Annotated in this window: 33 protein-coding genes and 1 tRNA gene; 11 read left to right on the forward strand and 23 right to left on the reverse strand. The window is 36.4% G+C overall.

Features of this window, described 5'->3' with window-relative positions; genetic code table 11:
- Position 1: 1 nt before the first annotated feature.
- From AC07M3_RS04590 to AC07M3_RS04605, 4 genes are read right to left on the reverse strand one after another with little or no spacing between them, the layout of a single operon-like run.
- Positions 2-646, reverse strand: coding sequence for a glycosyltransferase family 2 protein (locus AC07M3_RS04590; RefSeq protein WP_494566668.1), 645 nt, complete (start codon positions 644-646; stop codon positions 2-4).
- Entirely contained in the window at positions 643-1242 is a 600-nt protein-coding gene (locus AC07M3_RS04595) for a class I SAM-dependent methyltransferase (protein ID WP_209733161.1), read from the reverse strand. The genes AC07M3_RS04590 and AC07M3_RS04595 overlap by 4 nt, the downstream gene beginning before the upstream one ends.
- A complete protein-coding gene (locus tag AC07M3_RS04600; RefSeq protein ID WP_494566669.1) occupies positions 1217-2011 on the reverse strand; it encodes a PIG-L deacetylase family protein in 795 nt (264 codons plus the stop codon). The genes AC07M3_RS04595 and AC07M3_RS04600 overlap by 26 nt, the downstream gene beginning before the upstream one ends.
- Entirely contained in the window at positions 1999-3012 is a 1014-nt protein-coding gene (locus AC07M3_RS04605) for an acyl-CoA dehydrogenase (protein WP_494566670.1), read from the reverse strand. Before AC07M3_RS04605 ends, AC07M3_RS04600 begins: the two co-directional genes overlap by 13 nt.
- A 249-nt stretch (positions 3013-3261) precedes the next feature.
- On the opposite strand from AC07M3_RS04605, the gene AC07M3_RS04610 reads away from it, so the two are divergent.
- Both AC07M3_RS04610 and AC07M3_RS04615 read left to right on the forward strand, forming a co-directional pair.
- Positions 3262-3495 (forward strand): DUF2171 domain-containing protein, encoded by a 234-nt coding sequence (locus AC07M3_RS04610; protein ID WP_092707973.1) that lies wholly within the window; start codon positions 3262-3264, stop codon positions 3493-3495.
- A 283-nt stretch (positions 3496-3778) separates the two neighbouring features.
- Positions 3779-4726, forward strand: coding sequence for a metal-dependent hydrolase (locus AC07M3_RS04615; protein WP_494566671.1), 948 nt, complete (start codon positions 3779-3781; stop codon positions 4724-4726).
- A 67-nt stretch (positions 4727-4793) separates the two neighbouring features.
- On the opposite strand, the gene AC07M3_RS04620 is transcribed toward AC07M3_RS04615, so the two are convergent.
- The 3 genes from AC07M3_RS04620 to AC07M3_RS04630 form a co-directional block, all read right to left on the reverse strand.
- Complete coding sequence (locus AC07M3_RS04620; protein ID WP_494566672.1) at positions 4794-5348, reverse strand: TetR/AcrR family transcriptional regulator; 555 nt, start codon at positions 5346-5348, stop codon at positions 4794-4796.
- Between the two features lie 872 nt (positions 5349-6220).
- Entirely contained in the window at positions 6221-6559 is a 339-nt protein-coding gene (locus AC07M3_RS04625) for a hypothetical protein (RefSeq protein ID WP_494566673.1), read from the reverse strand.
- Between the two features lie 418 nt (positions 6560-6977).
- Positions 6978-7745, reverse strand: a complete 768-nt coding sequence (locus AC07M3_RS04630) for a class I SAM-dependent methyltransferase (RefSeq protein WP_494566674.1) — start codon at positions 7743-7745, stop codon at positions 6978-6980.
- A gap of 365 nt (positions 7746-8110) precedes the next feature.
- Here AC07M3_RS04630 and AC07M3_RS04635 point away from each other — a divergent pair, with 365 nt between their 5' ends.
- Both AC07M3_RS04635 and AC07M3_RS04640 read left to right on the forward strand, forming a co-directional pair.
- Positions 8111-8596 carry an Lrp/AsnC family transcriptional regulator gene (locus AC07M3_RS04635; RefSeq protein ID WP_494566675.1) on the forward strand — a complete coding sequence of 162 codons (486 nt, stop codon included), beginning with the start codon at positions 8111-8113 and terminating at the stop codon, positions 8594-8596.
- Positions 8597-8774: 178 nt separating this feature from the next.
- Positions 8775-8891, forward strand: a complete 117-nt coding sequence (locus AC07M3_RS04640) for a hypothetical protein (RefSeq protein ID WP_004793556.1) — start codon at positions 8775-8777, stop codon at positions 8889-8891.
- Between the two features lie 15 nt (positions 8892-8906).
- Here AC07M3_RS04640 and AC07M3_RS04645 read toward each other — a convergent pair whose 3' ends face one another.
- From AC07M3_RS04645 to AC07M3_RS04660, 4 genes are all read right to left on the reverse strand, one after another.
- On the reverse strand, positions 8907-9722 hold the full coding sequence (locus tag AC07M3_RS04645; protein ID WP_494566676.1) for a pyrroline-5-carboxylate reductase family protein: 816 nt from the start codon (positions 9720-9722) through the stop codon (positions 8907-8909).
- A 397-nt stretch (positions 9723-10119) separates the two neighbouring features.
- Positions 10120-10344, reverse strand: coding sequence for a hypothetical protein (locus AC07M3_RS04650; protein WP_494566677.1), 225 nt, complete (start codon positions 10342-10344; stop codon positions 10120-10122).
- A 219-nt stretch (positions 10345-10563) separates the two neighbouring features.
- Positions 10564-10779 carry a cold-shock protein gene (locus AC07M3_RS04655; RefSeq protein ID WP_003652601.1) on the reverse strand — a complete coding sequence of 72 codons (216 nt, stop codon included), beginning with the start codon at positions 10777-10779 and terminating at the stop codon, positions 10564-10566.
- Between the two features lie 344 nt (positions 10780-11123).
- A complete protein-coding gene (locus tag AC07M3_RS04660; RefSeq protein WP_092707948.1) occupies positions 11124-12056 on the reverse strand; it encodes an LpxL/LpxP family acyltransferase in 933 nt (310 codons plus the stop codon).
- A gap of 257 nt (positions 12057-12313) precedes the next feature.
- Here AC07M3_RS04660 and AC07M3_RS04665 point away from each other — a divergent pair, with 257 nt between their 5' ends.
- Positions 12314-12931 (forward strand): LysE family translocator, encoded by a 618-nt coding sequence (locus AC07M3_RS04665; RefSeq protein ID WP_494566678.1) that lies wholly within the window; start codon positions 12314-12316, stop codon positions 12929-12931.
- Positions 12932-13027: 96 nt separating this feature from the next.
- On the opposite strand, the gene AC07M3_RS04670 is transcribed toward AC07M3_RS04665, so the two are convergent.
- The 3 genes from AC07M3_RS04670 to AC07M3_RS04680 form a co-directional block, all read right to left on the reverse strand.
- The gene (locus AC07M3_RS04670; RefSeq protein WP_494566679.1) at positions 13028-13573 is read right to left on the reverse strand and encodes a glycoside hydrolase family 108 protein; all 546 of its coding nucleotides are present in this window, start codon (positions 13571-13573) and stop codon (positions 13028-13030) included.
- 30 nt (positions 13574-13603) lie between these two features.
- Positions 13604-13993 carry a hypothetical protein gene (locus AC07M3_RS04675; RefSeq protein WP_092707939.1) on the reverse strand — a complete coding sequence of 130 codons (390 nt, stop codon included), beginning with the start codon at positions 13991-13993 and terminating at the stop codon, positions 13604-13606.
- Positions 13994-14203: 210 nt separating this feature from the next.
- Complete coding sequence (locus AC07M3_RS04680; protein WP_017390244.1) at positions 14204-14458, reverse strand: hypothetical protein; 255 nt, start codon at positions 14456-14458, stop codon at positions 14204-14206.
- Positions 14459-15132: 674 nt separating this feature from the next.
- On the opposite strand from AC07M3_RS04680, the gene AC07M3_RS04685 reads away from it, so the two are divergent.
- Positions 15133-15804 carry an XRE family transcriptional regulator gene (locus AC07M3_RS04685; protein ID WP_092707936.1) on the forward strand — a complete coding sequence of 224 codons (672 nt, stop codon included), beginning with the start codon at positions 15133-15135 and terminating at the stop codon, positions 15802-15804.
- Positions 15805-15954: 150 nt separating this feature from the next.
- On the opposite strand, the gene AC07M3_RS04690 is transcribed toward AC07M3_RS04685, so the two are convergent.
- Entirely contained in the window at positions 15955-16188 is a 234-nt protein-coding gene (locus AC07M3_RS04690) for a hypothetical protein (RefSeq protein ID WP_017389051.1), read from the reverse strand.
- 173 nt (positions 16189-16361) lie between these two features.
- Positions 16362-16438 (reverse strand) — tRNA-Met (locus AC07M3_RS04695).
- A 254-nt stretch (positions 16439-16692) separates the two neighbouring features.
- On the opposite strand from AC07M3_RS04695, the gene xseA reads away from it, so the two are divergent.
- Together xseA and xseB are read left to right on the forward strand one after the other, a co-directional pair.
- Positions 16693-17958, forward strand: coding sequence for an exodeoxyribonuclease VII large subunit (xseA, locus tag AC07M3_RS04700; RefSeq protein WP_494566680.1), 1266 nt, complete (start codon positions 16693-16695; stop codon positions 17956-17958).
- Complete coding sequence (gene xseB, locus AC07M3_RS04705) at positions 17948-18142, forward strand: exodeoxyribonuclease VII small subunit (RefSeq protein WP_003652614.1); 195 nt, start codon at positions 17948-17950, stop codon at positions 18140-18142. Before xseA ends, xseB begins: the two co-directional genes overlap by 11 nt.
- A gap of 259 nt (positions 18143-18401) precedes the next feature.
- On the opposite strand, the gene AC07M3_RS04710 is transcribed toward xseB, so the two are convergent.
- Both AC07M3_RS04710 and AC07M3_RS04715 read right to left on the reverse strand, forming a co-directional pair.
- Positions 18402-18620 carry a hypothetical protein gene (locus tag AC07M3_RS04710; protein WP_003652616.1) on the reverse strand — a complete coding sequence of 73 codons (219 nt, stop codon included), beginning with the start codon at positions 18618-18620 and terminating at the stop codon, positions 18402-18404.
- Between the two features lie 48 nt (positions 18621-18668).
- Positions 18669-19262: a LysE family translocator gene (locus tag AC07M3_RS04715; RefSeq protein WP_213031146.1), complete on the reverse strand. Its 594-nt coding sequence runs from the start codon at positions 19260-19262 to the stop codon at positions 18669-18671.
- A gap of 443 nt (positions 19263-19705) precedes the next feature.
- Between AC07M3_RS04715 and AC07M3_RS04720 the strand changes: the two genes are divergently transcribed.
- Positions 19706-20038 carry a hypothetical protein gene (locus AC07M3_RS04720; protein ID WP_494566681.1) on the forward strand — a complete coding sequence of 111 codons (333 nt, stop codon included), beginning with the start codon at positions 19706-19708 and terminating at the stop codon, positions 20036-20038.
- Positions 20039-20525: 487 nt separating this feature from the next.
- The gene (locus AC07M3_RS04725) at positions 20526-20876 is read left to right on the forward strand and encodes a four-helix bundle copper-binding protein (protein WP_209830371.1); all 351 of its coding nucleotides are present in this window, start codon (positions 20526-20528) and stop codon (positions 20874-20876) included.
- 659 nt (positions 20877-21535) lie between these two features.
- On the opposite strand, the gene AC07M3_RS04730 is transcribed toward AC07M3_RS04725, so the two are convergent.
- The 3 genes from AC07M3_RS04730 to AC07M3_RS04740 form a co-directional block, all read right to left on the reverse strand.
- Positions 21536-21949 (reverse strand): GFA family protein, encoded by a 414-nt coding sequence (locus AC07M3_RS04730; RefSeq protein ID WP_494566682.1) that lies wholly within the window; start codon positions 21947-21949, stop codon positions 21536-21538.
- A gap of 27 nt (positions 21950-21976) precedes the next feature.
- Entirely contained in the window at positions 21977-22378 is a 402-nt protein-coding gene (gene cueR, locus AC07M3_RS04735) for a Cu(I)-responsive transcriptional regulator (RefSeq protein WP_092707921.1), read from the reverse strand.
- Between the two features lie 75 nt (positions 22379-22453).
- The gene (locus tag AC07M3_RS04740) at positions 22454-24925 is read right to left on the reverse strand and encodes a heavy metal translocating P-type ATPase (RefSeq protein WP_494566683.1); all 2472 of its coding nucleotides are present in this window, start codon (positions 24923-24925) and stop codon (positions 22454-22456) included.
- Positions 24926-25090: 165 nt separating this feature from the next.
- Between AC07M3_RS04740 and AC07M3_RS04745 the strand changes: the two genes are divergently transcribed.
- Positions 25091-25291 (forward strand): heavy-metal-associated domain-containing protein, encoded by a 201-nt coding sequence (locus AC07M3_RS04745; RefSeq protein ID WP_092707914.1) that lies wholly within the window; start codon positions 25091-25093, stop codon positions 25289-25291.
- A gap of 51 nt (positions 25292-25342) precedes the next feature.
- Here AC07M3_RS04745 and AC07M3_RS04750 read toward each other — a convergent pair whose 3' ends face one another.
- Together AC07M3_RS04750 and AC07M3_RS04755 are read right to left on the reverse strand one after the other, a co-directional pair.
- Positions 25343-26302 carry a LysR family transcriptional regulator gene (locus tag AC07M3_RS04750; protein ID WP_003652630.1) on the reverse strand — a complete coding sequence of 320 codons (960 nt, stop codon included), beginning with the start codon at positions 26300-26302 and terminating at the stop codon, positions 25343-25345.
- A gap of 44 nt (positions 26303-26346) precedes the next feature.
- Positions 26347-26475 (reverse strand): hypothetical protein, encoded by a 129-nt coding sequence (locus AC07M3_RS04755; RefSeq protein WP_080026603.1) that lies wholly within the window; start codon positions 26473-26475, stop codon positions 26347-26349.
- Positions 26476-26515 lie beyond the last annotated feature (40 nt).

A 26515-nucleotide genomic window follows, 5' to 3' on the forward strand; every position in this document is an offset into this window, starting at 1 on the left:
ATTAGAGATTATTTAAAAAGTAAGATAAGCCCTGAGGTGCGCGCCCATTTAGCCGACTACTCGTCGTTACTCGGACCAGATTACTCCAAGTAATATTGCAAGATAGACTTTTAATCTTTTCGATGAGGGAAATATCTTCATGGCAAGATATTGGCTCAAAACCACCTACCAGCAAGTAAACCTCTGTACTAAAACTTAGATTTGCCCCATGAATATGCGCGTGATCCATCTGATCTTTATAATGTGCCAAGTATTTCTGCCGTTTGGTTATAGATAGATGGCTCAAGTCATCTAAGGTCACAGTACCGCAAATTGCATCTGTTGGTTGATGCTGGATCTGATAGCGTAGCCAATCAGGACTAACCACAGTATCTGCATCCGTACATGCAATCCATGTCACGCCGCGCCCAATTAAATGACGAATACCTAAATCTCGTGCTTTTCCTACACATGCATAATGACACTCAATCCAATTAATCTGATGGCTTTGGACAATCAGCCGCGACTGGTCTGTACAGTTATCGAGTACAACAATCACTTCTACGTCATAACCGCTAATATTCTCTATAGCAACCTGAATCGATTGCAGACAGGCTGATAGATATTGCTCTTCATTATGTGCTGGAATGACGATACCTATTTTCATCTTAGTTTTTCCTGCTGTGCTAAAGAGGAAGTGTTCGCCGTCCAAAGATCAATCATAAAATCTGGATCGTTCAAGCTTAGATAATGATGAAATGGAAAATGTTGCTGAAAACTTTGATGGACTTGCTCGGCATTTAACTCAAAATCTTGAATTTCATGACGCCAATGGCAACATAGAATTTCGCCGTCGTCATTTAAACTATGCTTTAACTTTTCAATAAAATGATGCAATTCATCTGCCGACAAGTAATAGGCCATCTCACTAATTAAAATCAGATCAAATTTTTGAATCGAATAGTCCTCTGGTATTTTTCTATTCTCAACAACAACATGCTCAAACTCTTGTAAACGCTCGGAAGCTAATTGAACAGCGCACTCAGAGACGTCTATACACAGCAATTGCTCAGCTCTTTGGGCTAAATGAATACTTAAATGTCCATTTGAACAGCCCACCTCTAACACTTTTGGGTAGCGAGGTCTTGTGAGCAGCGCAAGACAAATTTGTCTTTTACGCGCCTCATACCAATGAGAGTCATAGCCCCATGGATCACTGTTATGACGATATAAATCTTCAAAGTACATGCGAGAATGAATCACTCAAATAGACCTCATAAGGCATTAAAAGACGATTAATTGTAGAGGGAGATAAAACTGCCATATTCCCCGTGGTTTCATCTGCTTCAAGTTGGGTTTTAAACTGCAAAATTGCTTGATGTTTTTGAGTTAACTGTTCTTCGGTCAAGTGGTACGCTTTTGCGCGCTGCCAATCAATTCGTGGGTCTAAAGGCTCAGCCCAATGCCAAGCCCAAATTAATACGTGTAAACAAAATATCTGCTTAGCGTCTGCATAAGCTTGCACAGTTTTACCTACGGCTTCATGGTCGGGGTGACCATCCAATGCATAACTACAAATGACAATATCGTTGGCTTGAACACTCTTTTCTAAATTCTGCCATAGTTGATGGGTTTGAAAAGGAATCTGTCCATCCTGTAAATCGAGTGCAATGCACTCAGCAGACTCTGCCACGCCTAAACAATTTAAGGCAGCCAAGCTTTCTTGCGGACGAAGAATATTGAGCTGATCTGGGGAATATTTTGTAGAGTTAGGATGGCTTTGAGTACCGTTACTCACAGCTAAAATTAGGATCTTACAATCCAGCGCGATGAGTTGTTGCATTAATCCGCCACAACCGAGCACTTCATCATCAGGATGTGGAGCGACAATGATGACCCTTTTAGAGCGAAATAACTCAAGATCTAAAGGTGCTAAAGGTTGTTCTTTAAATGCCTTTAACCATTGCTCTTTGGCCGTACCCTCACCAAAAATAATGCGATCTTCTACCAAAGGATGTTTTAAAGTTCCCATAAGCTTTGCTCCGATAAACAGAGTTCTGCAATTTGTTCATAGTCAAAAGCGGCATGACTTTGTCGGATGAACACAGGCAAGTCAGCCATGAGCTGAGCGAAAGTTGCATCTTCACAAAAAGGCCGAGCACCTAAGGCTTTCCCTACTCGCTCAACCACACTCAGACAACATTGTTCTGTTTGGGCACGTAATATCCGTATTTCTCGCTCATGACTCAACTGTGGCTTATGGTCAATCAATTCAGCAACGTATTGAAAATATTGCTTGGTGATCGCTAATTGCTGAGCTAACTCTCCTAAGTACAATTTCTTAAAGGAATTCGGATTTGCCTGACAACTTTCCTGCAAAAAGCTGACTAAACGCACAGCGGCACCGTACCAACAAGCCGCAACTCCAGCCGCACCATGCCAAAACCCTGGGCGTTCTAAATAACTGTTTGGCTGACCTATCAGCTTAACAAGCGTATTTTTAAAAATGACTCTGGCTGTTTGTGTGGCGTGCATCCCTACTGCATGCCAGTGGCTCAAATCGGTAGTAATTGATGAGTGATTTAAATTAACAATACAAAGCTGTGCTTGGCCTTGCTGGTCTTTATAACTCATTAAAGCTTTTTGAATAAACTCCGCACCGGTGCACCAAGGTTTTATGCCACTACAAAGATTATCTTTTATTTGCAATGGAGCTGGTCCACCGTCTGCTGCCCAGACAGCCCAAATCTGGTCATCTATTTCTTCTTGATACCCCAATTCATTTAAAATACTTAAGGCATCACAATGAGACTCAAATAGTTTAGCCAAACTTAAATCTGACCCAGCAATCTGAGCAAAAAGTTGCCACCGTTGATAGGTTTGGCCCGAAGCTGGATAAGGTAAATTTTTGGCTAAATTTACCAATTGAGAGAGTAAATCTATACGAAGCTTATTTTTATCTTCAGCTAAGGCAGATTCAAATTCACTCAACATACTCAATATCGTCATATTTATAGATATTTTAATATTCATTGCAAAAAATTATTTATAAGATTTGAGTTAAACATATCTAAAGACTTCTGTTTAAATAAACACCTTAATTGTAATAAAAAGATAATTATTATTAGATTTATATCTAATTATTTCATTGTTACTCAAATACATTCATTAAGTGAGTTTATAAACTGATCCTGTAAGGTTTATTAAAAATTCAACATTTAGCTCATTATTTAAAGTAATTTAGTTTCTACCGTTTTTCTATTTTCAAAGAAGAGGTCTAAAATGAGTACTTTAAATATTAATGATATTCAAAAACACGCAGATGTTATTGCTTCTTGCGGTACTAAAGTAGGAACAGTTGACCATCTCGACGGTGAAAACCAATTAAAGCTGACTCGAGACGAAAGTGGTCAACATCATCTCATTCCTACTGCGTGGATTGGGGAAGTCAAAGAAAACCAAGTCATACTCAATAAAAATTCAGAAGAAGTTAAAGATCAATGGCAAGCGATCTAGGCTTTTAAGCACGGCGAGTTACTGACCGTAAGCTTTATAATAAAAAGTTTTAGCTTATAAAAATGAATAGGCTTAAAGAATTTAAAGCCTAGATTATAAAAATGAAGGCTCCTTTTAATAAGGGGCCTTTTTTTATTGATCAAATCTCTCACCTAGACCTTTTTTATCTCTATAAGCCTTTTGTAAGATGTTTTTGTCCCTTAAGCACATGGTGATCTATTTTACTTAATGCTAAAAATTGTGCATTCGCATTAAATGAATAATTATGAATAGGGTGACGTATATGCTCACAGGGAATCATCAGCTTAAAGCTCGAAAAGTATATTTTGATTTTACGGAGTCATCTGTATGTTGGATGCCGAATGATCCGCTATGCTCACATGTAGCCAATGGGATTAATATGCTTTTGCCCGCTGGTGAATTTTGGTTTTGCCGAGTGTTTAATAAAACCCTTCCCTACATCACCGATGAAAAATTAAAACAAGAAGTAGTAGGCTTTGTCCGCCAAGAAGCGGCGCATGCACGTGCCCATGAAAAAGCTCAAGATTTTCTGCGTGAAAATGGCTACGACATTCAAGACCCACTCAACCGTGCGCATTTTGTTTTTAATATTTTATTGGGCGATAAACCCTTTGGTCTGCCGCTTGTAAAAGGTAAAAAACTTGAAGAATATTGGTTACTTTTCCGAGTAGGTGTGATTGCTGCAATTGAACACTTTACGGGAACTATTGGTCAGTGGACACTCGATAGCAAGTCTTGGGACAAAGCCGACCCTGCAATGGCAGATTTATTCCGTTGGCACCTTGCCGAAGAAGTTGAACACCGCTGTGTTGCTTACGATTTATTTGAACATCTATTAACAAACAAGTTGGGTTTTTATGTGTCGCGCCAAGTCATTATGGCGGCTATTTTCCCACTCTTTATTTACTTTCTTGCTGACTTTGCCCGTAGTCTGGGCAAGCAGGATTTAGAGCACGAAAACATTCAAAAATTGATGCGTCGTGGCTTCTTTAATTTCATTCGCGAGTTTGAAAAAACTGCTACTCGCTCAGACAACCTACCGACCATTAAATATTTATGGAAAGCGACATTAAGATGGGTTTCTCCAAAATTTAACCCAATCCATGAAGGTGACACCGAACAAGCTTTGGCTTATATGGCTCGTTCACCTGCGGTTCAATACTTTGAACAAATGGCACAGCATTCTGCAAAACCTGCGACATTAAGCTAAGCACTTATTTTATTTCAAATGAAAAGCCTCCTTAATTGGAGGCTTTTTGCTATTTAAGTTCTAGCAATTAGACAAAGTTTAAAAAGAAATAATCTAACAGCCGTACGCTTTCATCTACTCCATTTTTACCTAAAAGCTGAACCATTGCCCCATCAATCATAAATAAAAACATGTAAGCATCTTGGATTGAGGCCGTAGATTTTAAGGTTAAAAGCAATTTATAGATCTCACCAACAAACCAGTTTCTATAATCGACCACGACTTTGTAGGCGACCGGATAGAGCTTTTCAATTTCAAAAATTGCTTTAAAGGGTAAATGATAAAAACCATTTAAGTCGACATGTATAAAATAAATCTCCTTAAGTTTATCAAGCACCATTTGTTCACGGTAAGAATTAGAAATTGAAAATACCTTATCTTTTAGCGCGTCTTTTTGAAAAGTCAGACACATCTCGATGAGTCGTGCTTTTGAGTGAAAGTCATTATAAAAAGTAGCCTTGGCAACTTTAGCCTCAATAATAATTTGGTCGACACCCACCTTGTGAAAGCCATATTGATTAAATAAGTCTTTTGCTGTGTGAAGCACTCTGAGTGCTCTAAATGAAGATTCTAAATTTGGCATAAATATACTGCTTAAAATAATTTTTTGTTGTATATAAATGAGATAGAAATGCCCTCACTCTTAAAATGAGTGCTAAAAACAGGCATAGAGAAGCCACACAAAAACGGTGTGCTCGCCTATCTCGGGTTTATTGTTGCTATGATTTTTTAGTCGTAACGATTCTAAAGGCGTAGAAAACCTAAAGTCGGTTAAACCGTTTTAAAGACCAGCTGGGCGGTATAGATAGAGAGAGTTTGGCAAAAGCCAATAAATGAGAAGAAATAGTACGCATGAGCGGACTCCTTGTGTGTAAAGGAGTTCTACCAGATCACTGTCAAATGATTATGGTGGTAGAACGAGAGAAGGTTGACAGACTGACACACAAGAATCAGCACGCACAAGGCGTCCCTCCCTCGCCCTACCGCTACGAAGGGGGACGAACGAGTTCGCCACCAAAAAGAGAACTTTTTGATGTCTTGTGTGTTATATCGATCTGTCAAAATCGACTGGCGATGTAGGCCAGCACGCAAAGCATAATCGGAGGGGTTTAGAGTGTCAATGTGATATTGGATAGAAAATAATTGAATAAATATTATTTTTCATTGGATTAGAATATTTAATTACTTCATTAGAAATTCATTATTTAGTAAAAATAATAGAACGAGAAAGGGTTGACAGACTGATAGCCCAAAGCTCAGCACGCATTAAGCGTCCCTCTCTCATCCTGAAACGAAGAATAATAAGAGTGATTTTAAGTGTCAATGTGATATTCGGTGAATTCTTAAAGTTTATTATCTGGTTTAATTGGCAAATTATATGTGGTGATACACCGATAAAATGAATAATTAAATCCATCTTATCGGCTTGCTAGAAAAGGTTTTTAAAACCTTATTTTATTTTTTAATATAGTTTGGAAACTCTTTTAAAACCGTACTACATAATTGGCCTTTCATATCTCCTCTCTTGCGTGCTTCAAATTGGTCCATACCTAATCTCATGACTTCTTTACCGTATTTATCGCCCAACTCATGTTTAGTACATTTTTCTGCTTCATGAATTAATTCTTGTGAAGCATAGTGATAATTACAATCAAGTTGAGCACGGCTTAAAAAACCATGTAGCTCTACTGCTTTCTCGCAGTGTGTTTGCCCTACAAGACTTTTAGGTTCTTGACCAGCATAAATTGATGTTCCTACCAATAAAGTGAAAACCGTTACTAAAATATTACGCATTATTTCCCCGACAAAGTTATTAAAAGTATTAGTGGTAATGTTGCGGGCGTATTAAATAATAATTATTTATAAGTGTCTATTAATAAAAAGGAAATTAAATAAATCTCCTTCTCTTTGAATACTTAATCACCTTATTAAAATTGTGTGATTAAGTTTTATCAAATAAATGATATTAGATTTGTTTTATGCCCATCTTTAATCAAAGCTATAAACATCATCCAGACAATTTTTTTTAAAATATATTCGATTCATTAAATCATGGTAATAGAACGAAGGCGAGTTGACAGACTGATACAAAAGAATCAGTACGCATAGAGCGTCCCACCTTCGTCCTACCACAGTAGAATAATAAGAGATAAGTTAGGAGTCAATGTGATAATCAAACTGACAACACATTAAATATCAAAAACATATTCCCTTAAAACCCTAATTTCTTAAAGACAAAATAACCTACATGGCTTTCAAAACTACCGTCATTTTGAATTTTGAAATACTTCTTAACGAGGTCAGATGAACCTTCCTGCAAATAACGTAAAGTTTTGATTTGATCTTCAGGGGTTTTCATACGCTGTACCCAACTGTCAAAGTCTAACAAGAGCGTTTGTTTGTCTAAGCCAACCAAATCAAAGCCAGCATCTTCGATAAAATAAACCCACTCTTTCACACTATAGTTTCGTACATGACTCGGGTCTCGAATCGTTTCGATCGTCTGTAAAAACGTGTCTAATATAGGCGAGCTAGAACTAATAATGTCTACAAAAATAACAATGCCGTCAGGCTTAAGAACACGGTTTACTTCTTTCATAGCGCTAGGAACATGCTGCCAGTGATGAGCTGAATATCGGCTAATCACTACATCAAATTGATGATCACTAAAAGGCATATCTTCAGCAATGCCCTGCTGCACAAAGATGTTTTTTAATTTGCGTTGGCTGGCAGCTTTAGACACAGTGTCTAACATTTCATGAGATAAATCGTAAGCAAAAACAAGGTCTGCATGCGGAGCAACATTATAAGAGACATGGCCACCACCACAGCCTAAATCAAGAACTACAGCCTTTTCAATTTTCTGAATTTCATTAATAAATTTATTAAATTCAATTCCTTCAGAATGAGCTTGGCTATTCAAATAGTCGAGGGACTTATTTTGATATTGTTTTTGATTTATATCATGCTGGGTGATCATAACCTTGCTTCCTTCTATGCAATGAAATCACCATAAAGGAAAAGTTAGATAAAAAATAATGATTAGTTTTTCTTCAATTGATAAATAAAAGTTATTATTTAATTTGTTTTAATACACTATGACGATTAATAAAAATAGATTTAAAAATTTATAAGAAATCCGCAAAGAGCACTGTTTAGTCACCCTTACTGAAACAGTGCTCTTTGCTCCATCACAACCCCTATCCAGAAAGGTTCAATGCATAGAAATAGTGTATGTACCTTTAGCTCAAAATGTTTCCTGTATTTTTTGGTTTTTTTAAATGATGGCAGCATAAAAATGAAGTATATTTAATTTTATCAGAAGATTCTTCTTTGGTTTATATTTTGAACAGAACAGAATACACACTAGATCATATAGATCGGAAAATTTTATCTGCCTTACGTGGCAATGGTCGTTTAACCGTTGCTCAATTAGCTGAAGAAGTCGGTCTTTCATCTTCGCCATGCTGGACACGGCTAAAACGTCTGGAAACTTTAAAAATTATTGAAGGCTATACGGTAAACGTAAACCCTAAAGCGATTGGCATTCATGAGGTATTTTTTATTGAAATTACTTTAGAGCGCCATGATGATGAAATGTTAGAGAATTTCAGCGAAGCATTAGCAGATATACCCGAAGTTGTGGAAGCTCATCTGGTTACAGGTGACTATGATTATTTGGTGAAAGTAGCCGTAAAAGATGCGGAGCATTACGAACGTTTTTTACGGAAAAAGCTCTATTCAATTAAAGGTATTCGACACACACGCTCAACCTTTGCCCTACGCCCGCTTAAGTCTGCCAATACAGCCGATTTAATGTTAATTGAATAAAAGATGTAGCGTCTATAGCACATCGACTTAAAATATTGATTCTAAAATCTTTATTAACTTAAGCGGCTTAGACCATAACAGATTTAGACTCTGTTATATTTTTTTTAAAAAATTCTGTATCTATGATTACAGCCTCCTCATCTCCATAATAAAATTAATCTGAATTGGAGGCATCGCCATGAACATTTTGAAGAAAAAAAATAAGGCCAGTTTTGTATTCTTTATTATTACTCTCTACTCTTTTATTGGGTTTGGCTTAGGTTTCATTATTTGGGAATACTTTTTAAAGGCCTAGTTTGCTAAAGAAGAGTTAACCAATCTCAGAAATAATTTCTGAAGTAATTTCTTTGCTACGATGATATGCGGCCTTCATGGCTAAACGTATATCATCCGAGACATTGCCTAAATCGAACATGCGTAAAGCAGATTCAGTAATCCCGTTCGCCAAAGTAACTTTTCCACATAAATCCGCAGGTGGAACATTGGTTTTACGGATCATTTCAACTGCACCAGTAGCGGCTTGAAGTGCTAAATCTAAGGCAAACTGTTTGTCGAGGCCTAATGAAACGCCCGTCTTAATCATGCTATCTAAAATATAAAAAAAGTAAGCCGGCCCTGAACCCGATAATGCAATAATTGCATCAGTTTGTGTTTCCGAAGCTGCCCAGAAAGTCTGTCCCGTTGCAGAGTACAGCATTTCGATGACATCTTTATCGAGCTGGTCCATTTGCTCAGAAGCAATGAGTACGTGAGTACCCGTATGCGTAAGCACAGGAGGATTTGAAATTACGCGAACAACTTTTTTTGCGCCAGTAATCGTTGATAATTTTGCAATATCAATCCCAGCCATCATAGAAATAATAACTTTACGTGATAAATACTTTTTAAATGGTTCAAGCGTTTCTTTTAAGTTTTTAGGCTCCAATAATAAAATAACAATATCTGCTTTTTTTAAACCATTTTCCTTTTCCTTTTGCTTTAACATATTTTCATCGTTATTTTTTTTCTCTTCGATAAGATGGATCTTTTCTTTTTTGAATCCTTTTAAAACCAAGCCTCCTATTAATGCTAACGCCAAATTACTACTACCAACAAAACAAATATGAGGTTGTACTTCATTTAACATTTAAAATATTTTCCTTTCTTAGGGGGTATTATAGTAATTAATATTATCTATAATTTAATTATAAGTATTGAGTTAATGAAAGGCTATCTTAATAAAGAACCCACTCAAATAAACTATATTAAAGTGGGTTTTGTTTTATTTGCGCAATAAATAAAACAACTTTAGCTTAAGCCTAATGTATAACTATTTATAGCAAATTCCACACAGGAATTGTTAAAGTCTGTAATTATCATTATAAAATTGTACACCATTTTAATAGCTTATAAAGAGTATGAAATTGTTAGGTTTTCTAAACAAAAAATGGAGGAATAGAAGCCCCTACTTTTCCATGAAACAATTGCTAATGCTTTTATCATTCAAAAACATTCATACTCATATTTATTAATTAAAAAAGCAGCTAATTAGCTTCTTCTTTCTTCTTTAAAATTCTCTCAGCTTTGCTTATAGCTTGTGTTAAATCAATATCTTCACAAACCCAAAAAGTAAAAATTTTTCCAAACAAGTGGAAGTGCTGTTTAATATATTTAGAACTATGATCTGAATAATGCTCTTCAACCTTAAAGAAATCATTATTGTTTTCTATTTTTTGACCGTCAAAAATACCGCCGATACAAATGTCCATTTTAATACCATACACCTAATTAGTTATATTATAACATTAACTTTAAAAAACCTTTTATAAGAGTATTTTTATACTTCTTTTTTTCAATATAAGTTGAATTAAAACTTATAAAAAACCCACAAAATATAAAGTGGGCTTTTTTAACTCTAATAAAATGCTTTAGACTCAAATATATTTTATTTAAATAATATATTCAAATCAATTAAACACTCTATTTATTTATGAGTTTTGAACAATCACAATATTTGAAGCTTGTGGGCCTTTTTTACCCTGCACTACAGTAAACTCAACACGTTGACCTTCCAAGAGAACTTTAAAACCAGGTGTTTGAATATCGGTAAAATGAGCAAAAATATCTTTACCTTCATCAGTCACAATAAAACCAAAACCTTTAGTTTCATTGAACCATTTTACTGTACCAGTAGTAGTAGACATATGTTATATCCTAAATCTTAAAATATTATAACTTATTATTGGGGAAACCAATTTAACTAAAAAATAGACGTCGAAATTTAAATATCTGCAAAAACCGAAGGATTATAAATAAAACTGCGCAAATAGAAATTTATGATGACAAGAATATTTTGTTAGTTATGCTCGATAATACACGCTTCAGAAGCATTTGCAATCGATATTCAAAATAATTAAATCAAGAAAAATTCTATGCCTCTCACCCTTCGTCTTTCATATTGATTTAATTAGGATTCCTTTCAATTAAAAGTCAAATTTTGTTTCATTTTAATCGAAAGATGTACATCTGCTCTTTCCCCATAAGCCCATCAATAAAACTTCTTTTCACCCGCTGGGCGCGTCTTAAAACGTCGATGGAACCACATGTATTGTGTAGGTGCGATGCGAATTTGATTCTCGATAATTTTATTTACTCTTTCAGCATCACTAACTTCACATCCACTTGGAAAATTCTCTAATTTAGGTTCAACGAGAACATGATATTGAGGATTTCTAATATTGCCAGTTCTGTAAAAGTATAAAGGAACTGCTGCTGCTTTTGAGATATCCATAAGCCTGCGGTGAGCTGTGACAGTGGCTGCTTGTACCCCGAAAAATGATGCCATTACACCTTGCTTTAAGCCAAAATCCTGATCTGGGCTATACCATATGGCATGACCATGTTTAAGGTTTTGGATAAGTCCACGCATGTTGTCTCGAGCAATCTGGTTTTTATACACTCTTGCACGGCTACGATGAATCAGAAAATCTAAAAAGGGATTGTTTTGAGGTCGGTAAACCACGTCCATGTTAAAAAATAAAGTACAAGCGGCTCCGCCTGCATCTAAAAGGGTGCTATGAGTGCCTAGTAAAAGTACGCCGTGTTCCTGATTGTTGGTTAAATTCTCTAATCCATCTATATGAACACGGCTTTTAAACCAGTTTGGACTATACCAAGCATTTAAAGCCTCAAATACACCCGTTAAAGTATCAACAAAAACCTGTTTGGCTTTCACTTCAATTTGCATAGGTGTTTTTTCAGGAAAGCATGCTTCTAAATTACGTAGTGTTGTTTTTCTTCTTGAACCTAAAGATTTCCATGCTATTTTTGAAAGAAAATCGGCTAGACGCCATTGAATAGCCCAAGGTAACATCGCAAATAACATTAAAATAAAAGCTAAAACCCATAGACCCCAATATTTAAACGATAAAAAGGAAAATCGAAATTCGCCAGATTTAAACTGCCGTTCTTTTTTCGTCATACTGTATATTTCTTGAGGTATAGACTTAGCATACTAACACGCCTACTTGTCGGGGTTGTATGTTTATGTTGCAATAACTGCTATGCTTTTAAATACATTATCTATTTATATAAATGCATATTTTATTTCGAAACTTTCAAATTTTAATATTTAATTTATTTATTTTAAATATACATAACCTTCTGTATACATAAATTATTTTCTCATTTAAAGTAATCGCATAATTTTGTCTCAATTGATAAATAGGATATATCAGCGTGAGCGGTCTTTTAGTTTTTATAACAATTGCATTTCTTACCCTATTAAGCCCCGGCCCCGGTGTTTTATTTACTGTCACAAATTCAATCAACTATGGTGTTAGAACCGCTTTATTCGGTATTAGCGGCTTAATTATTGGTATGTTTGTAATTGCTGTAATTTCCGCCAGTGGTGTAGGTCTTATTATTACGAGTAACCCTACTATTTTTACGGCTTTAAAATTTATTGGTGCATTTTATTTAATGTATCTCGGATATAAAAACTTAAGTAAAAAAACTCCATCGCAAGATTTAATCCCTGATCAGGAAAGTGATAAAAATGTAAGTAAATCAAAACTATTTTATCAAGGCTTACTCGCATCTTTGCTTAACCCAAAAACAATCGTATTTTTTATTGCTCTCTTCCCTCAATTTATCGATATAAAGAAAGAAATTTTAAATCAGTTTTTAGTTCTATCTTTAACCTTTTGTTTGATTGGTTTTTTAATTCATTTGGTCTATGCAAATTTCTCTTCAATTTTTAAAGAAAAGATGTTGGCTGGAAATAATTTTTCGATACTCAATAAAATCAGTGGGGCTATTTTCTTTCTTCTTGCGATCTTACTCATCGCACAATAAATCATTAATTTAAGAATGATGCTTTAAAAGTCTTAACTCATTTTAGACTTTTAAAGCATTTCGATGATTCAGCATATTTTTATCTAATTACAGTTTTTAAAACGATACCCTGTTTAAAATCCAACCATAAAAGAAGTCTTCATAATTTGGGTTCTTCTTTGTAATTTCGATATAGTGCTGCCCTTGCATAATATTTAAAACACGTACTAATACTGTTTCTCCTTCTTTATGACGTCTGTTCAAATAACTCCTAAGAGCTTGAAAAGTGAGAGGCCCATACTGACCATCTAAAGCAAGATCTGACCAGCCTTCTTTTCCGTGCTTATTCAGCAAATTTAAAGCACGCTGCAACAAGGGTCTTGCAAAATTGACACCACAATTGACGCCTGTATCAAATAACTCTTCTGCAATAACCGGGCTAATCTCATTGATCTGGTCAAATTGGGGTTCAAACCAATATTGTTTCTTATAAATAGATTTGGCCACAGCTAATGGTAAATCTTGCATATTGCCTTGATAGCCTTGTGATCGAGCAACTGCTTCTGTAATGCCAAATTTAGTGGCATGTCCCGGGTCTGATGGATGGTTAACGTACCCACCTTCTCTGTTTATGATTACTTCTAAGTACTGGTCGATATTCATTTTATTTTACCCATATGATTGAAACTGTTTTTAGCTATTTTGCAGATCATCTTTCGCTTTTTTTAAGTCTTTCATGACTTCCACAATCGTTTTACCTTCTTGTTTATTGATGAAGTTAAATATCCATCTCACAATAGCCCAACCAGGCAAACCGCATATGAAGAAGAATCCACATAGTGTGATCATTCCCCAAATATCCGATACCCATTCATGTAAATTCCATTTCATGATAATAAATGAACCACCTGTTAAGCTTGAAACCACTGTACAGATCAGGCCAACAATCCATTCTTGCGGAGAGCGAGGGAAACGCATCATTAACACGACTGCGACAACTAAGCTGACTGCTAAAGCCACCATAATTGCGATGCTATAAAAATTTAAAAATGTGGCTAATCCACTTGTTGGAACTGTTTTCATAATCTTGTCCTGCTTTAAAGGGTAAAACTTGAAAATCCATCACAATGACCAGCTTGTTGTTTTTCAGGTTTTATAAATTCCCTTAGTTTTCTTTATTACAGTCAATAAAAAACACTAACGCTTTAAAGCGGCGCTAAATTGCAAGACGAACTTACCCTTGACCCGCTTAATTTCAGGGCCCAAGAAGGAATGTTTGTGTGCTAAAGCTGCTTAGTGTGCACTGTTTAAGGCTTGTTCAATCAACTCAATCACGGTGATTGCACCTATCGCTTTTTGCATAGAGACTTGATCGTCAAATTCGAACGCTTCATCTTCAAGCTCACTTGCAATTTGCTTTGCCTCTTCAAGTGCCCTTTTTATTTTTTGTACCTTAAGTTTGTTTATATCTTTTGCAATTGTTGGGACATACCCTCCACGTTTTGCATTTTTAAGTTGTTTAGCTCTGTTCTGCATTGCTGTAGTCATTCACTATCTCCAACTCAACTTACTTCTTCAATAAGGCATCTTTATCGTTTGTTATTCTTGAAGTTTTGACGCATTCTTTGAGCAATATAGCTAAGCTATGGCTACAAATGTATGTTCGAAACGTTTCAACTGGTACAACAAACATATAGAACCAAACAATATGCGTTTAAAGCATTAATTTAAAAATAGATATTTCCTTTTTTGAAATTGTAAAAAAGTATTAAAGCTCTTAAGTTTAAGCCTTTTTCGGACTTTAATTTTTTGACCAAAAAGTTCAAATAAGGCTTTGCCGTATATCGGAAACTTTTGTTACGACTCACAATCTTTGTTAAATTCTTCATGTTCTTGATACCCTTTATCGACGAACATTAAGCCTGATCCACGGAATCGGGCTTTTTTTTATTCCAATTTTTGTTTTGATAGCCTATCTGCACATCATAATTGAGCTATCTCCCTTTTATTTTGCCTCCTATAAAAACAAAATAAATTTAGCTTTCATCTCAATACTTTGATAAGCCTATAAATAGTCACTGAATTACTATTTAAACTTTATCTATTCATCTTAAGACATAACTGATATTATAACTATAGTTATTATTAGTCAATAACTATAGTTGTTTTACTCGATATAACTTTAGTTATATATTTGTTATAAGTTTGCTGGTGTGACCATTATGGCTCTTAAAGACCGTTTAAAAGACTCTAGGCTTAAAGCGAAAAAAACTCAGGCTGAAGTAGCAGAAGCAGTCAAGATGTCTCAGCCTGCCTATCAAGCTTTAGAGTCAGGTAAAAATTTGAAATCTGCGTTTCTGCCATTAATTGCCCAATTTTTAGGTGTAGATGGTTATTGGCTAACGACTGGAAATACCGAAGATTCTTTTAGAGAAAGTGACGTGTTTAGCCCTACCGTTGTGAGTGCTGAAACCACCGATCAATATGCATGGATTGAAGTCGTAGAAGCTAGCTTTTCTTGTGGTACAGGTGAATCTATCGAGTTTCACTTCGATGCAATTAATGGAAAAATTCCTTTTCCAGCCTCATTTTTTAAAGAAAAACGGGTTGCTCAAGAGTGCATGCGTATTATTAAAGCTAAAGGCGATAGCATGACCGATTACATTAAAGATGGAGATTTAGTCGGCATTGATATCTCTCAGACTGAAGTCATTGATGGCGAGATTTATGCGGTTTACTTTGCAGGGGAAGGAATGATTAAGCAAATTTTTAAAGAAGCAGATGGTTCTTTAATTTTGCACAGTTTAAATGAAAAGTTTAGAGACCGACGTGTTACCGAAGAAAATGGAAAGAACTTTAAAGTCATGGGCCGTCAATTCTGGCGAGCAGGTTAATTGAGTTATAAATATAATTAAAAGAATAATTCTATCGATTTTATATACTTATCTTTTTTATAACTTTAATTATTTATAAATCGTATAGATATAAAAAAACCTATCTCCATTAAAGGGATAGGTTTTTTAGCTTTAGTACTAAACATTTTATTAGCAATACGTACTTAAACGATAAAGCTGGTTAAATGCAGCATAAAAGCTTTTACCATCTTGGTTCAACTCGATTTCTTCACCAGTTTGAAGTTGAATTTTCTTACCAACTTCGACCCAACGATAACCATCTTGAGAGTTTTGCTTACGTACGTGAGGAACCACTCTCACATTAATTTCATTGCCATTTACGGCTGTGGCAATTTGCCACTCATTTACTATATTCACAATCATTCACTCATCACTGAGCTCATGTGATTTAACGGTATTTAATTAGAACGCTAGATTTAAGGTATGGACAGTCAGTCTAGAATTTAATATTTAGCTTGATATAGGGTTATTTATAAGCTAATGCTTTTCATAATTTTTGCATTATGAAAAGTGGTACATCACAGAGCATAATATTTTGGTTGCGGGGGTCGGATTTGAACCAACGACCTTCGGGTTATGAGCCCGACGAGCTACCAGACTGCTCCACCCCGCAATTGGAAGTAAGCTTTATACGCTCATATATTTCATAAAGCAAACTTTATTTTTTAATCTGTTGTAATTCATCAGTTTTATCTTTTTTAATTAATTTTATATTTTGAATTAATTAGTGATGAACAACCTAAATTTAAATTTAATCTTTTGAATTGTTGTATTTATTTTAAACAGAACCCTAAATTCACAGACAGCAATTGCCTTGGTTGGATGGCTTTTATACTATCTAAGTTGGTCCTTTAATGTTTAGTTCGTATGTCTGAACCTCAGTTTTCCCTTAGTGAATATCTCGGCACAGTTCAGGAAGTCATACGTTTGGCTTTTGATGAACCAGTTTGGGTAAAAGCAGAGATTCGAAATTTAAATATTAAAGGCGGTCATTACTATTTAGAGCTTGCAGAAAAAGATGCAGAGACTGATAAGGTCATTGCAAGTTGTAAGGCCACAATCTGGAAATTTTCGGCAAGTAAAATTGTTTTAAAGTTTGAACGTGAAACTGGTATTGAGATTTCAAGTGACTTAAATGTTCTCATAAAAATTCGAGCACGTTTCGATCCTCAATATGGATTTTCAGTCAATATTGAAGAGATTGACTCAAGTTTTACCTTAGGCGAAATTGCTAAACGTTATCAGCAAATTATTGAACGACTCACTCAAGAAGGTTTAATTCATAAGAACAAACTCCTCCCGACTCCTTTTGATATTCAAAATGTTTTAGTCATTGCTCCTCAAAATGCTGCGGGCTTAGGTGACTTTAAAAAAGATGCCGACGCGCTAGAAAGAAATGGTGTTTGCCATTTTGTATATCACACCGCTACTTTTCAAGGAAATACAGCTGCAACTAGCTTAATAGAGTCTTTAGGTACAGGTTTAAGGCAATGGGCCAGCACATGTACATTTCCGCCAGACTTGATTGTGATTATTCGTGGCGGCGGATCTGTTAATGATTTAGCGTATTTGAATGATTATGAACTTGCAGCTCTGCTCTGCAAACGCACTGTACCCATTTGGGTCGGCATTGGTCATGAAAAAGACCGTACTATTCTTGATGAAATTGCCCATCGTTCATTTGACACACCAAGTAAAGTGATTGCTGGTATTCGTAACCATATTGTTGAACGCGTACAAGAAGCGGTAGATAGTCTGCAAACCATTAAGCTCCTTTCGCAGCATCAGATCACTACCTATCAAAGCAAGAATGACCAACTGCTTCAACACATTAAATCTTCAGCACAAAGTCAACTTAACTCGGGGCATCACCTGCTTGAGCAGATGAAAGAACGCATTCAGTTTAGTTCACAGCAACAAGTTAAATTTTCATTAGCCCAAATCGAATCTTTAATGAAAGAAGTCCTTTTGCAAAACCCGAAACAGGTTCAAGCCAAAGGGTATGCAATTGTTAGATCAGAAGGAAAAGCAATTCGTTCTATACATCAAATTTCAAGCTCTGCCATTGCCATTGAAATGCAAGATGGTGTGATTGAAGCCAACATTACACAGGTAGTTCCAAATGAAGAATAAAGAGTTAACATTTAAGGATGGCCATGACATTTTGAAGAAAAATGCCGAATTACTTGAATCTCAAGAAAGCCCAGATATTGATAATTTAATGAAAATTGTTGAAGAATCGATCACTGCCTATAAAGCTTGTAAATCACGCATAGAAGCAGTTCAACAAGCTTTAGATGAAACATTTAAAGAATAAAAAAAGCCCATTCCTACTTCTCATTGAAGGAATGGGCTTAGTGAAAACCACTTAGTCCTGAAATGTAAAAGTGTGGATTAGGTCACACTTTTACAAAAAGCATGGTCCCACAACAATTCCTGATATTCAATATTTTAATTGTATTCAATGGTTAATTTTGCTCTTATTTTCACCAGATTCTAGCTAAAAACTTTCTTACTAAAATCGTAATGAAATACAAATGTGTTCTAGGTGTTATTTTCAAAAATGAATCTAAAAATTATTCCTCGTTGAATGGCCCAATCAATTGATAAATTTTCCCGTCTTTAGGATTTTCATAGAGTAAATCCATATTGGGTAAAATAATGTCATCATCAATTTCAATATGTTCAACGCTTTTATGAAGTTCAAGGGCGTGGTCGTTCATGGGTCTAACTTTCGCCAAAGCAATCGTTTCCTGGTTAAACTGGTCCTTAATAATTACTTTTAATCTTTTCATAAAAATCTCCTAAAAATTAAAATTTTTAATACTAATAATGGGTTAAATCTAAAATGAGCTAATCGCTGAATAGCCGATTGGCATAGCAAAAAAAGTTAAAATAAATGCAGCCGTACGTTGTAAATTACGTTGGTTTAACCAAGTTATCTTGTTTGAAATTAATACGGTTCCAAAAGCAATCCATAAAAATGCAATGGGTGTAATTAATGATAAAAAAATAGCAATATGAATAAAATATACGTTAAGCACTTCCCATGCTGCATGTGGAAAAATAGCAGAAGCAAAGAGTAAAGCTTTAGGATTCAAAAGTGTTGCGACAAATAAAGCCTTAGGCGTAATAAGTGGGTTGTCTAATTTGATGTCATTTGTTGATGTTACCCAAAGTTTAAATGCAAGGTAGAGAATGAAAGTTGCACTTATTAACTTTAATAAGGCAGGAAGCCAAGGGATTAAATGTGAAACTGACTCAAGCAAAACGCCCCATGAAGTAATTGCAATGAGATAACCCATCACTTCAGCAGGAATAAGTTTAAGAGACTGCTTCACCCCTGCCTGTATTCCAGCCGAGGCTAACAATGTATTTGTGGGGCCTGGAGTCAACAAAATGGTGACCACTAGTCCAATAAACAGAAATGACACCATAGGCAACGAACTCTTTAATTATGCTAGGCGAAATATGTCAAAAATGAGCATCTATTGTCGACAAAATGGTTGTAACAAGAAATATTAAAATTAAATTATCTAATTTTAAAACAAATAATTAACTCAAACCGACTGTAAATTCACTTACGATTTAAATAATTTCAGATATGCAAAATAGATCACAGAAATAGAGAATAATGAGCTATTATTACAAGCCTCTACGACATTAACTTGAGAATTTTTTACTCAAAAAAACCTGCTGTTTTTTTAATATTTTGAACTTATATAACTGAGTAAATAGCAGCTTTTTGCCTCACTTGAAATTTTAAAATTGAACAATATATAAACAATTAGAAATCGTGATTTTACTGAATATGATGTCTGACTCCCCATCAATTCATTGATTGTCGCTTTCATCAAATAAATCAAATGATGGAGGATGCATGATGAATGCTTATGTTCGTCCTCATCCCTATGGTTTTAAATCTTACTTAGGTAAAAATCAGAAAACTGGCCTCTATGCTGTGCGACTCGGTTGGACGGTTTATGAAACGAATGGCAATGGTTCTGTGCTGTACATTGTCAAGAATGAAGATAAGATTCCATTGGATGTAGACAAGTTTAAAACTGATCGCCCCAAAATCTATGCTGCGCTTTTAAGTGAAGTGCAGTTTCAACGTAAAAAACAGTTAGCTATTGATCTGCAACAATCCAATATTCCTTCTTATGACCGCCAAGCCTACAAAAAGCGTCGTGGGTTTGTAGGGTCTTCATAAACTCTTTCATTCAACCCGATGTTAGATTTAAATATAGAAAAAGCACCCTCGGGTGCTTTTTCTTTTAACGACCAGTTGTAATTAATACGAACATACTCAGTATTAATGTGCTTAATGATCGTTTGCAATGGATGTGGACTTCATGCTCAGCTCCGTGAGCGTATTGATTAACGTTTTCCATTTCGTGTCCTTCAAAGTTCACATTCCTAATTTGCCTAATATTCACACAATAAGAAATTAGCCAAAAGTATTATATGCAATTAAATTTAACACAATCCTTAAATTTTATTGACACTTTTTATCATCAACAAATAAGCGCTTTTAAGCTAAAAACTGGATGTAACATTCTACTACGAGGTTAATTATGTATTGGGTATTTGTACCCCTTTTATCTCAAATGCCCATTGTTTAAAAAATGATCTATAAAATGGAAAAACATAACAATATTCCATTTTTTAATAAAGACTTTTGGAATAGGAGAATTCATATGCAAACCAATCAAGAAGCAAATAATTCATTATTTTGCCAAGCCTCTAGCTCAATTCAAGCCTGTGTAGAATGTATGATTGCTTGTAAGACCTGTGCAGCCGCCTGTTTGCAAGAAGAACATATGATGCGTGAGTGCATTAAACACTGTCTGACTTGTGTAGAAATCTGTCAGTTATGTACTTCTTTAGAGTTAAGGCATTCTGAGTTAGCTGAACAAGCGATGCCATTATGTGCCCATGCATGTCAACTTTGTGCAGCAGAATGCGGCAAACATGAACATGAGCACTGCCAAATTTGTGCTAAAGCATGCCTAGCTTGTGCTCAAGCGTGTCAAGCCTATCGTGCATAGTCGCGTAATGCATAAAGAAGTTTGTATAGCTGATTTATAGTCAGGCTATATATGGTAAGAAAATTTCTAAAAAACTTAATGACTTAAGATATTAAAAACTAATAATTTATCTTTTTTATTTAAGAGAGGTTAATAATAACTTTTCTTTAGGCATAAAAAAAACCCGCATCTTGGGGAAGAATGCAGGCTCTTAGATCTCCCACAACGACCATGAGTCCATTATTAAACTTGAACTTTAAACCGTTAAGTAAATGTACCTATAAATAAATTAAATTTCAATACAGAATAGTCTGTATGTTTAAAATATTTTATTATTTCTTCAGAGTTTTATTTGCTAAAGAAGAAACAGACAAAAGTAGATCCATAAAAACTTTATTTATGGCGTGATAATCCAATAAATAGCTTTTTACAGGCATTAAAAAAGCCCGTTTCACGGGCTTTTCTGCAACGGTGAGCAATCTAAGATTTGTGTCTATCCATCTCTTACATGCTCTTTGCTAGCTATATGTAAGGTCTTATCGTATCTTTTGCCCTGTCCCAAGTTTCCCTGTGGATCGAGGAGATATTACGATTACCTTAAGTACATATATAGCACATTTTTTGTTCACGGCTAGTCTTGTTCACGTTTTTTTACAAACAAGCCCTAGCCGATTAAATGACTATTTTTGGACGCCATCTGTTGCTTGTAGGTATTGTTGAGCATGATCACCAATAGTATGCCAAGAGGCCTTTGAAGCGACATAGGCATGAGAGCTAACTTGGGTAGATATTTCTTCATTAATGAGCCCCACCCTTAAACGCACCACGTCGGGTTTATCTAAACGTTCACTCCAGATAGGAGAACCACAAGTTTTACAGAACACTCTCTTTTTATTAGGCGATGCAAAATAAGCCTCTAACAGGTTTTCTCCCTGCACAATATTCAAATCACGTTTCTGTACTGGCGTAATAGCAGCAAAAGCAGCGCCTTGTGCTTTTTGGCATTGCGTACAATGACAAACCATGATGGGTTCTAATTCACCATTAATACTGAGTTGAATACCATTACAAAGACAAGAAGCTGTATAAGCCATGATTTTTCCTTTTTATTTTGATGAGTTTTAGCTTACACCCACACCTTTTTCAATGTGATCTAAAATGGCACAAGAAGCTTGTTGGTTACCACAGCAATCATCGGCTGATGCCTGCAAAATATTAACCATTTCTTGTAAATGTGCAATTTTTTGGTTGAGTTCAGCAATATGTTTTACGGTTAAGGCTTTCACCTCTGCACTATGCCGATCGGTATTTTTCCAAAGCGAAATCAGTTCTTTCATTTGTTCGGATGAAAAACCCAACTCTCTGGCATGTTTTAAGAAGTTTAAAGTCTTCAGGTCAGTTTCTGAGTAAATACGATAGCCCGAAGCTGAGCGCTGAGCTGCTTCAAGTAAACCGATTTCTTCATAGTAACGAATCATTTTTGCTGAAATACCAGACTGTTTAGATGCCTGACCGATATTCATCTCACACCTCAAATATTAAATTTGGTTTAAGACCTGAGTTTCTGATCTTAAACCAAAATATGATTTTCAGCACGCTTACTGTACTGGCGCATGAAAACGTTTTAAGCGTAATGCATTTCCTAAAACAAAGACTGAAGAAAGTGCCATCGCTCCTGCTGCAAACATAGGTGAAAGTAACACACCAAATGTTGGATATAACGCACCTGCCGCAATTGGAATAAGTGCAACGTTATATACAAATGCCCAGAACAAGTTTTGGCGTATGTTTCGCATGGTGGCTTTACTTAATGCAATTGCGTTCGGTACGCCTTTTAAACTACCTGACATCAGCACAACATCGGCAGCTTCAATCGCAACATCTGTTCCTGTACCAATGGCTAAGCCAACATCTGCTTGCGCCAAGGCTGGTGCATCGTTAATGCCATCACCTACAAAAGCCAAGCGACCATATTGTTTTTGCAGTTGGCGAACGGTGTCCACTTTACCTTCAGGTAAGACCTCTGCCACAACTTCATCAATATTAAGTTTTTTCGCAATCGCTTGCGCTGTATGGCGGTTGTCTCCTGTGATCATGGCAACTTTTAGACCTAACTGATGTAAGGCCTCAATCGCAGCATAGGTTGTTTCTTTAATTGGGTCCGCAACGGCAATAATTGCAGCAAGTTGCTGGTCGATAGCAACATAAAGCGGTGTTTTACCCTCTTCACCCAACTGTGCAGCAATCGCTTGGAATGCGCCAGTGTCTAAACCAAGTTGGTGCATATAACGATCTGCACCAATTTGTACTTTTTGACCTGACACTTCAGCTTCAATACCTGAACCTGTAATCGAGTTAAATGCTGTTACTGGTAATAAAGTTAGCCCCTCACTTTCTGCGGCTTGAACAATGGCTAGAGCAATTGGATGTTCAGATTTGGCTTCAACAGAGGCAACCAAAATAAGTACCTGATCACGTTCAAAATCTTGTTGCACATTAAAGTCTGTCAGTGTGGGTTTGCCTTCTGTGAGCGTTCCAGTTTTATCAACAGCAACCACCTGCGCTTCTTGTAAAAGCTGCAAAGCTTCACCTTTACGGAACAAGACACCTAACTCAGCACCACGTCCAGTACCGACCATAATAGAAGTTGGTGTTGCAAGTCCCATCGCACAAGGGCAAGCAATAATCAGTACTGCAACGGCGTTGACCAATCCAAAAGTTAACGCAGGTTCTGGCCCAAAGATAAACCAGACCATGAAAGTAATTGCAGCAATGAGCATTACCGCTGGCACAAACCACATCGTGACTTTATCGACCAAACCCTGAATCGGAAGTTTAGAACCTTGGGCTTGCTCAACCATGCGGATAATTTGTGAAAGTACAGACGAGCTACCCACTGCGGTTGCACGAATGTTTAGAGTACCGTTTTGGTTGACCGTGCCACCAACCACCTGATGTCCTACTATCTTTTCAACAGGAATAGGCTCACCCGTAATCATAGATTCATCAATATAGCTGTGTCCTTCAACTACTTCTCCATCGACAGGCACACGTTCACCCGGACGAATTTCTACAATGCTTCCACTGACCACTTCGGCAACAGCAACTTCCACCACTTGACCATCACGATGAATACGGGCAGTTTTCGGTTGCATACCGACTAAATGTTGAATGGCTTGTGAAGTACGTCCTTTGGCTTTGGCTTCGAAATATCGCCCAAGCAAAATTAAACTGACAATCACGGCAGCCGCTTCAAAGTAAACATTGACCGTGCCTTGAGGTAATACATGCGGCATGAAGGTTGCTACGACAGAGAAACTGTAGGCGGCCAAGGTTCCAACAGCCACCAGCGAGTTCATATCTGGTGCTAAACGCCATAAGGCTGGAATACCTTTTTGGTAAAAACGGCGACCAGGAAAAACCAAGACCAGTGTTGTCAAAACAAACTGTAAAAGCCAGCTATTGTATTGACCAATCGTGTGCATGACCCACATGTGAAAAGCCGGAATTAGATGAGAACCCATTTCCAAAATAAACACAGGTAAAGCCAACACAATCGAAATGATCAAATCTTTTTTTAGCTGATCTAACTCTGAAGCTTTTTTATCGAGTTGCTCATCTTGATTTTTTTCAGATGCTTTCGCCTCGTAACCTGCTTTTTTAACAGCACGAATCAGGTCTTCAACATTGACTGATGCATCTGCCTGAACCCAAGCCTGTTCTGTGGCTAAGTTAACTGTCGCTTCTTGAACGCCGTCTACTTTTTTCAGCGCTTTTTCAACACGTGCAACACAAGATGCGCAGGTCATACCCTCAATAGACAACTCCACTGGTGCCGCTTTTGGAACATCATAACCTGCCCTTTTAACTGCTTTGACTAATGCTTCACGCTGAATTGGTTGGTTTGAATATACAACGGCTTTTTCTGTTGCCAAATTAACGTTGGCAATTTCTATATTTTCAACTTTCTTAAGCGCTTTTTCGACACGTCCGACACAGGAGGCACAGGTCATACCTTCGATTGGTAGTGTTTCACTATATGCTGGCAATTTTGTGTTTTTTGAGTCCATCAAACACCTCTGCAAATGTGCAAAATTTAATATTCTGTATTGAGCATACAGATTCCCATCATGGGAAGGTCAAGCATATTTTTTAAAAAATTGGTCTTGACCTTACAATCATGACAAGGTTTAGACTTAGGGTTATCCAAACAAATATCTCGTTCTTGATGGAGTATGAATATGAAATTACTTATTGAAAATATGACGTGTGGTGGCTGTGCTCGTGGTGTGACAGCAACTATTCAAGATGTCGACCCAAATGCAAAAGTAGATGTAGACTTAGCGACAAAAATCGTAACTGTAGAAACCAGTGAAAGTATCGACAAAATTACCGAAGCGCTGGACGAAGATGGTTTCCCAGCTCAAGTCCAGTAAGAAGTTAGATAACGCATAGCTTCAGCTTTTGAGGCTATGCATTCGTCTTATTTAAAAATCGATACCATTTGAATCATCTATCGGGTTCTGATCAAGTGTAAAAACAGTACGCTGATATGGAATCCCTTCTAAGTCATAAACCTGATAAATACAATCAAATAAGAGTTGTAAGTCTTCACTTCTGTCCATTGCGCGTGCAGTAATAAAAATTGGACTAACCGCACCGTTATCTAAAATTGGTATGTAGTTTAGATGCGGAAAACGAATGGTATCGGCACTGGCAGGAATAATACATAAACCTTCTCCCGCTGCGACCAAGCCCAAAGCCAACTGAATTTCCCGTATCTCATGCATATTTTTTGGCACCAAACTATGCTCGGCAAAAATATTCAAAAGCTGGGTCGAAAAATTAGGTTTTGGTGAAGTGGGATACATAAACATTTTTTCATCAATTAGATCGGCTAGATATACCCCTTCCGTACGCTGAGCAATGGGATGACTCGTATGAGCAGCAACCACCAATCGCTCTTTACGCAACAGAATCCGTCTCACGGCAGGGTCACTAATTCTTAAGCGCCCAAACCCGACATCAATCCGACCTTCTTTTAATGCCTGTAGTTGCTCAGTCGTACTTAACTCCATCAGTTGAATATTCAAATGGGGTTGCTGTTGCCTAAATAAATAGATGATTCGCGGCAGTAAACCATAGAGCAAAGACCCCACAAAACCAATCGTTACGCTTCTTTCGATCAGACCAATCCGCTTGGTCATACTTTTTATTTCTTCAGCATTCGACAAAAGTTTAAGGGCGTGCTGATAAAAGAAATGTCCAGCTGGGGTTGTCTGTAAAGGACGGCTTCCTCGCTCAAACAGTTGAATTCCAAGCTCACTTTCCAGATTTTGGATCTGCCGGCTCAAAGGTGGTTGAGCAATAAATAGTTTTTCGGCTGCCTTTGTGAAGCTCTGCTCTTCAACAACAGCCACAAAATACCGTAAATGTCTTAGTTCCATAAGGCTTCCATACCTTTAAGATATAAAAAAATGCAAATTCAGTCTTAGACACAGTTTAACCATTCTTTTAAGGTATATACAAGCAACAAACCGATGAAGTGATGAATTGCTTTGTGAAAAGCCTTCTTGCCAATATTTAAGTGATTCATCTTCATCAATTCACGGTTAAACACCCAGCGCACTCATGCGCTTCATTGACAATATTAGGATATC

Source organism: Acinetobacter sp. GW821-FHT09D10 (assembly GCF_059416285.1).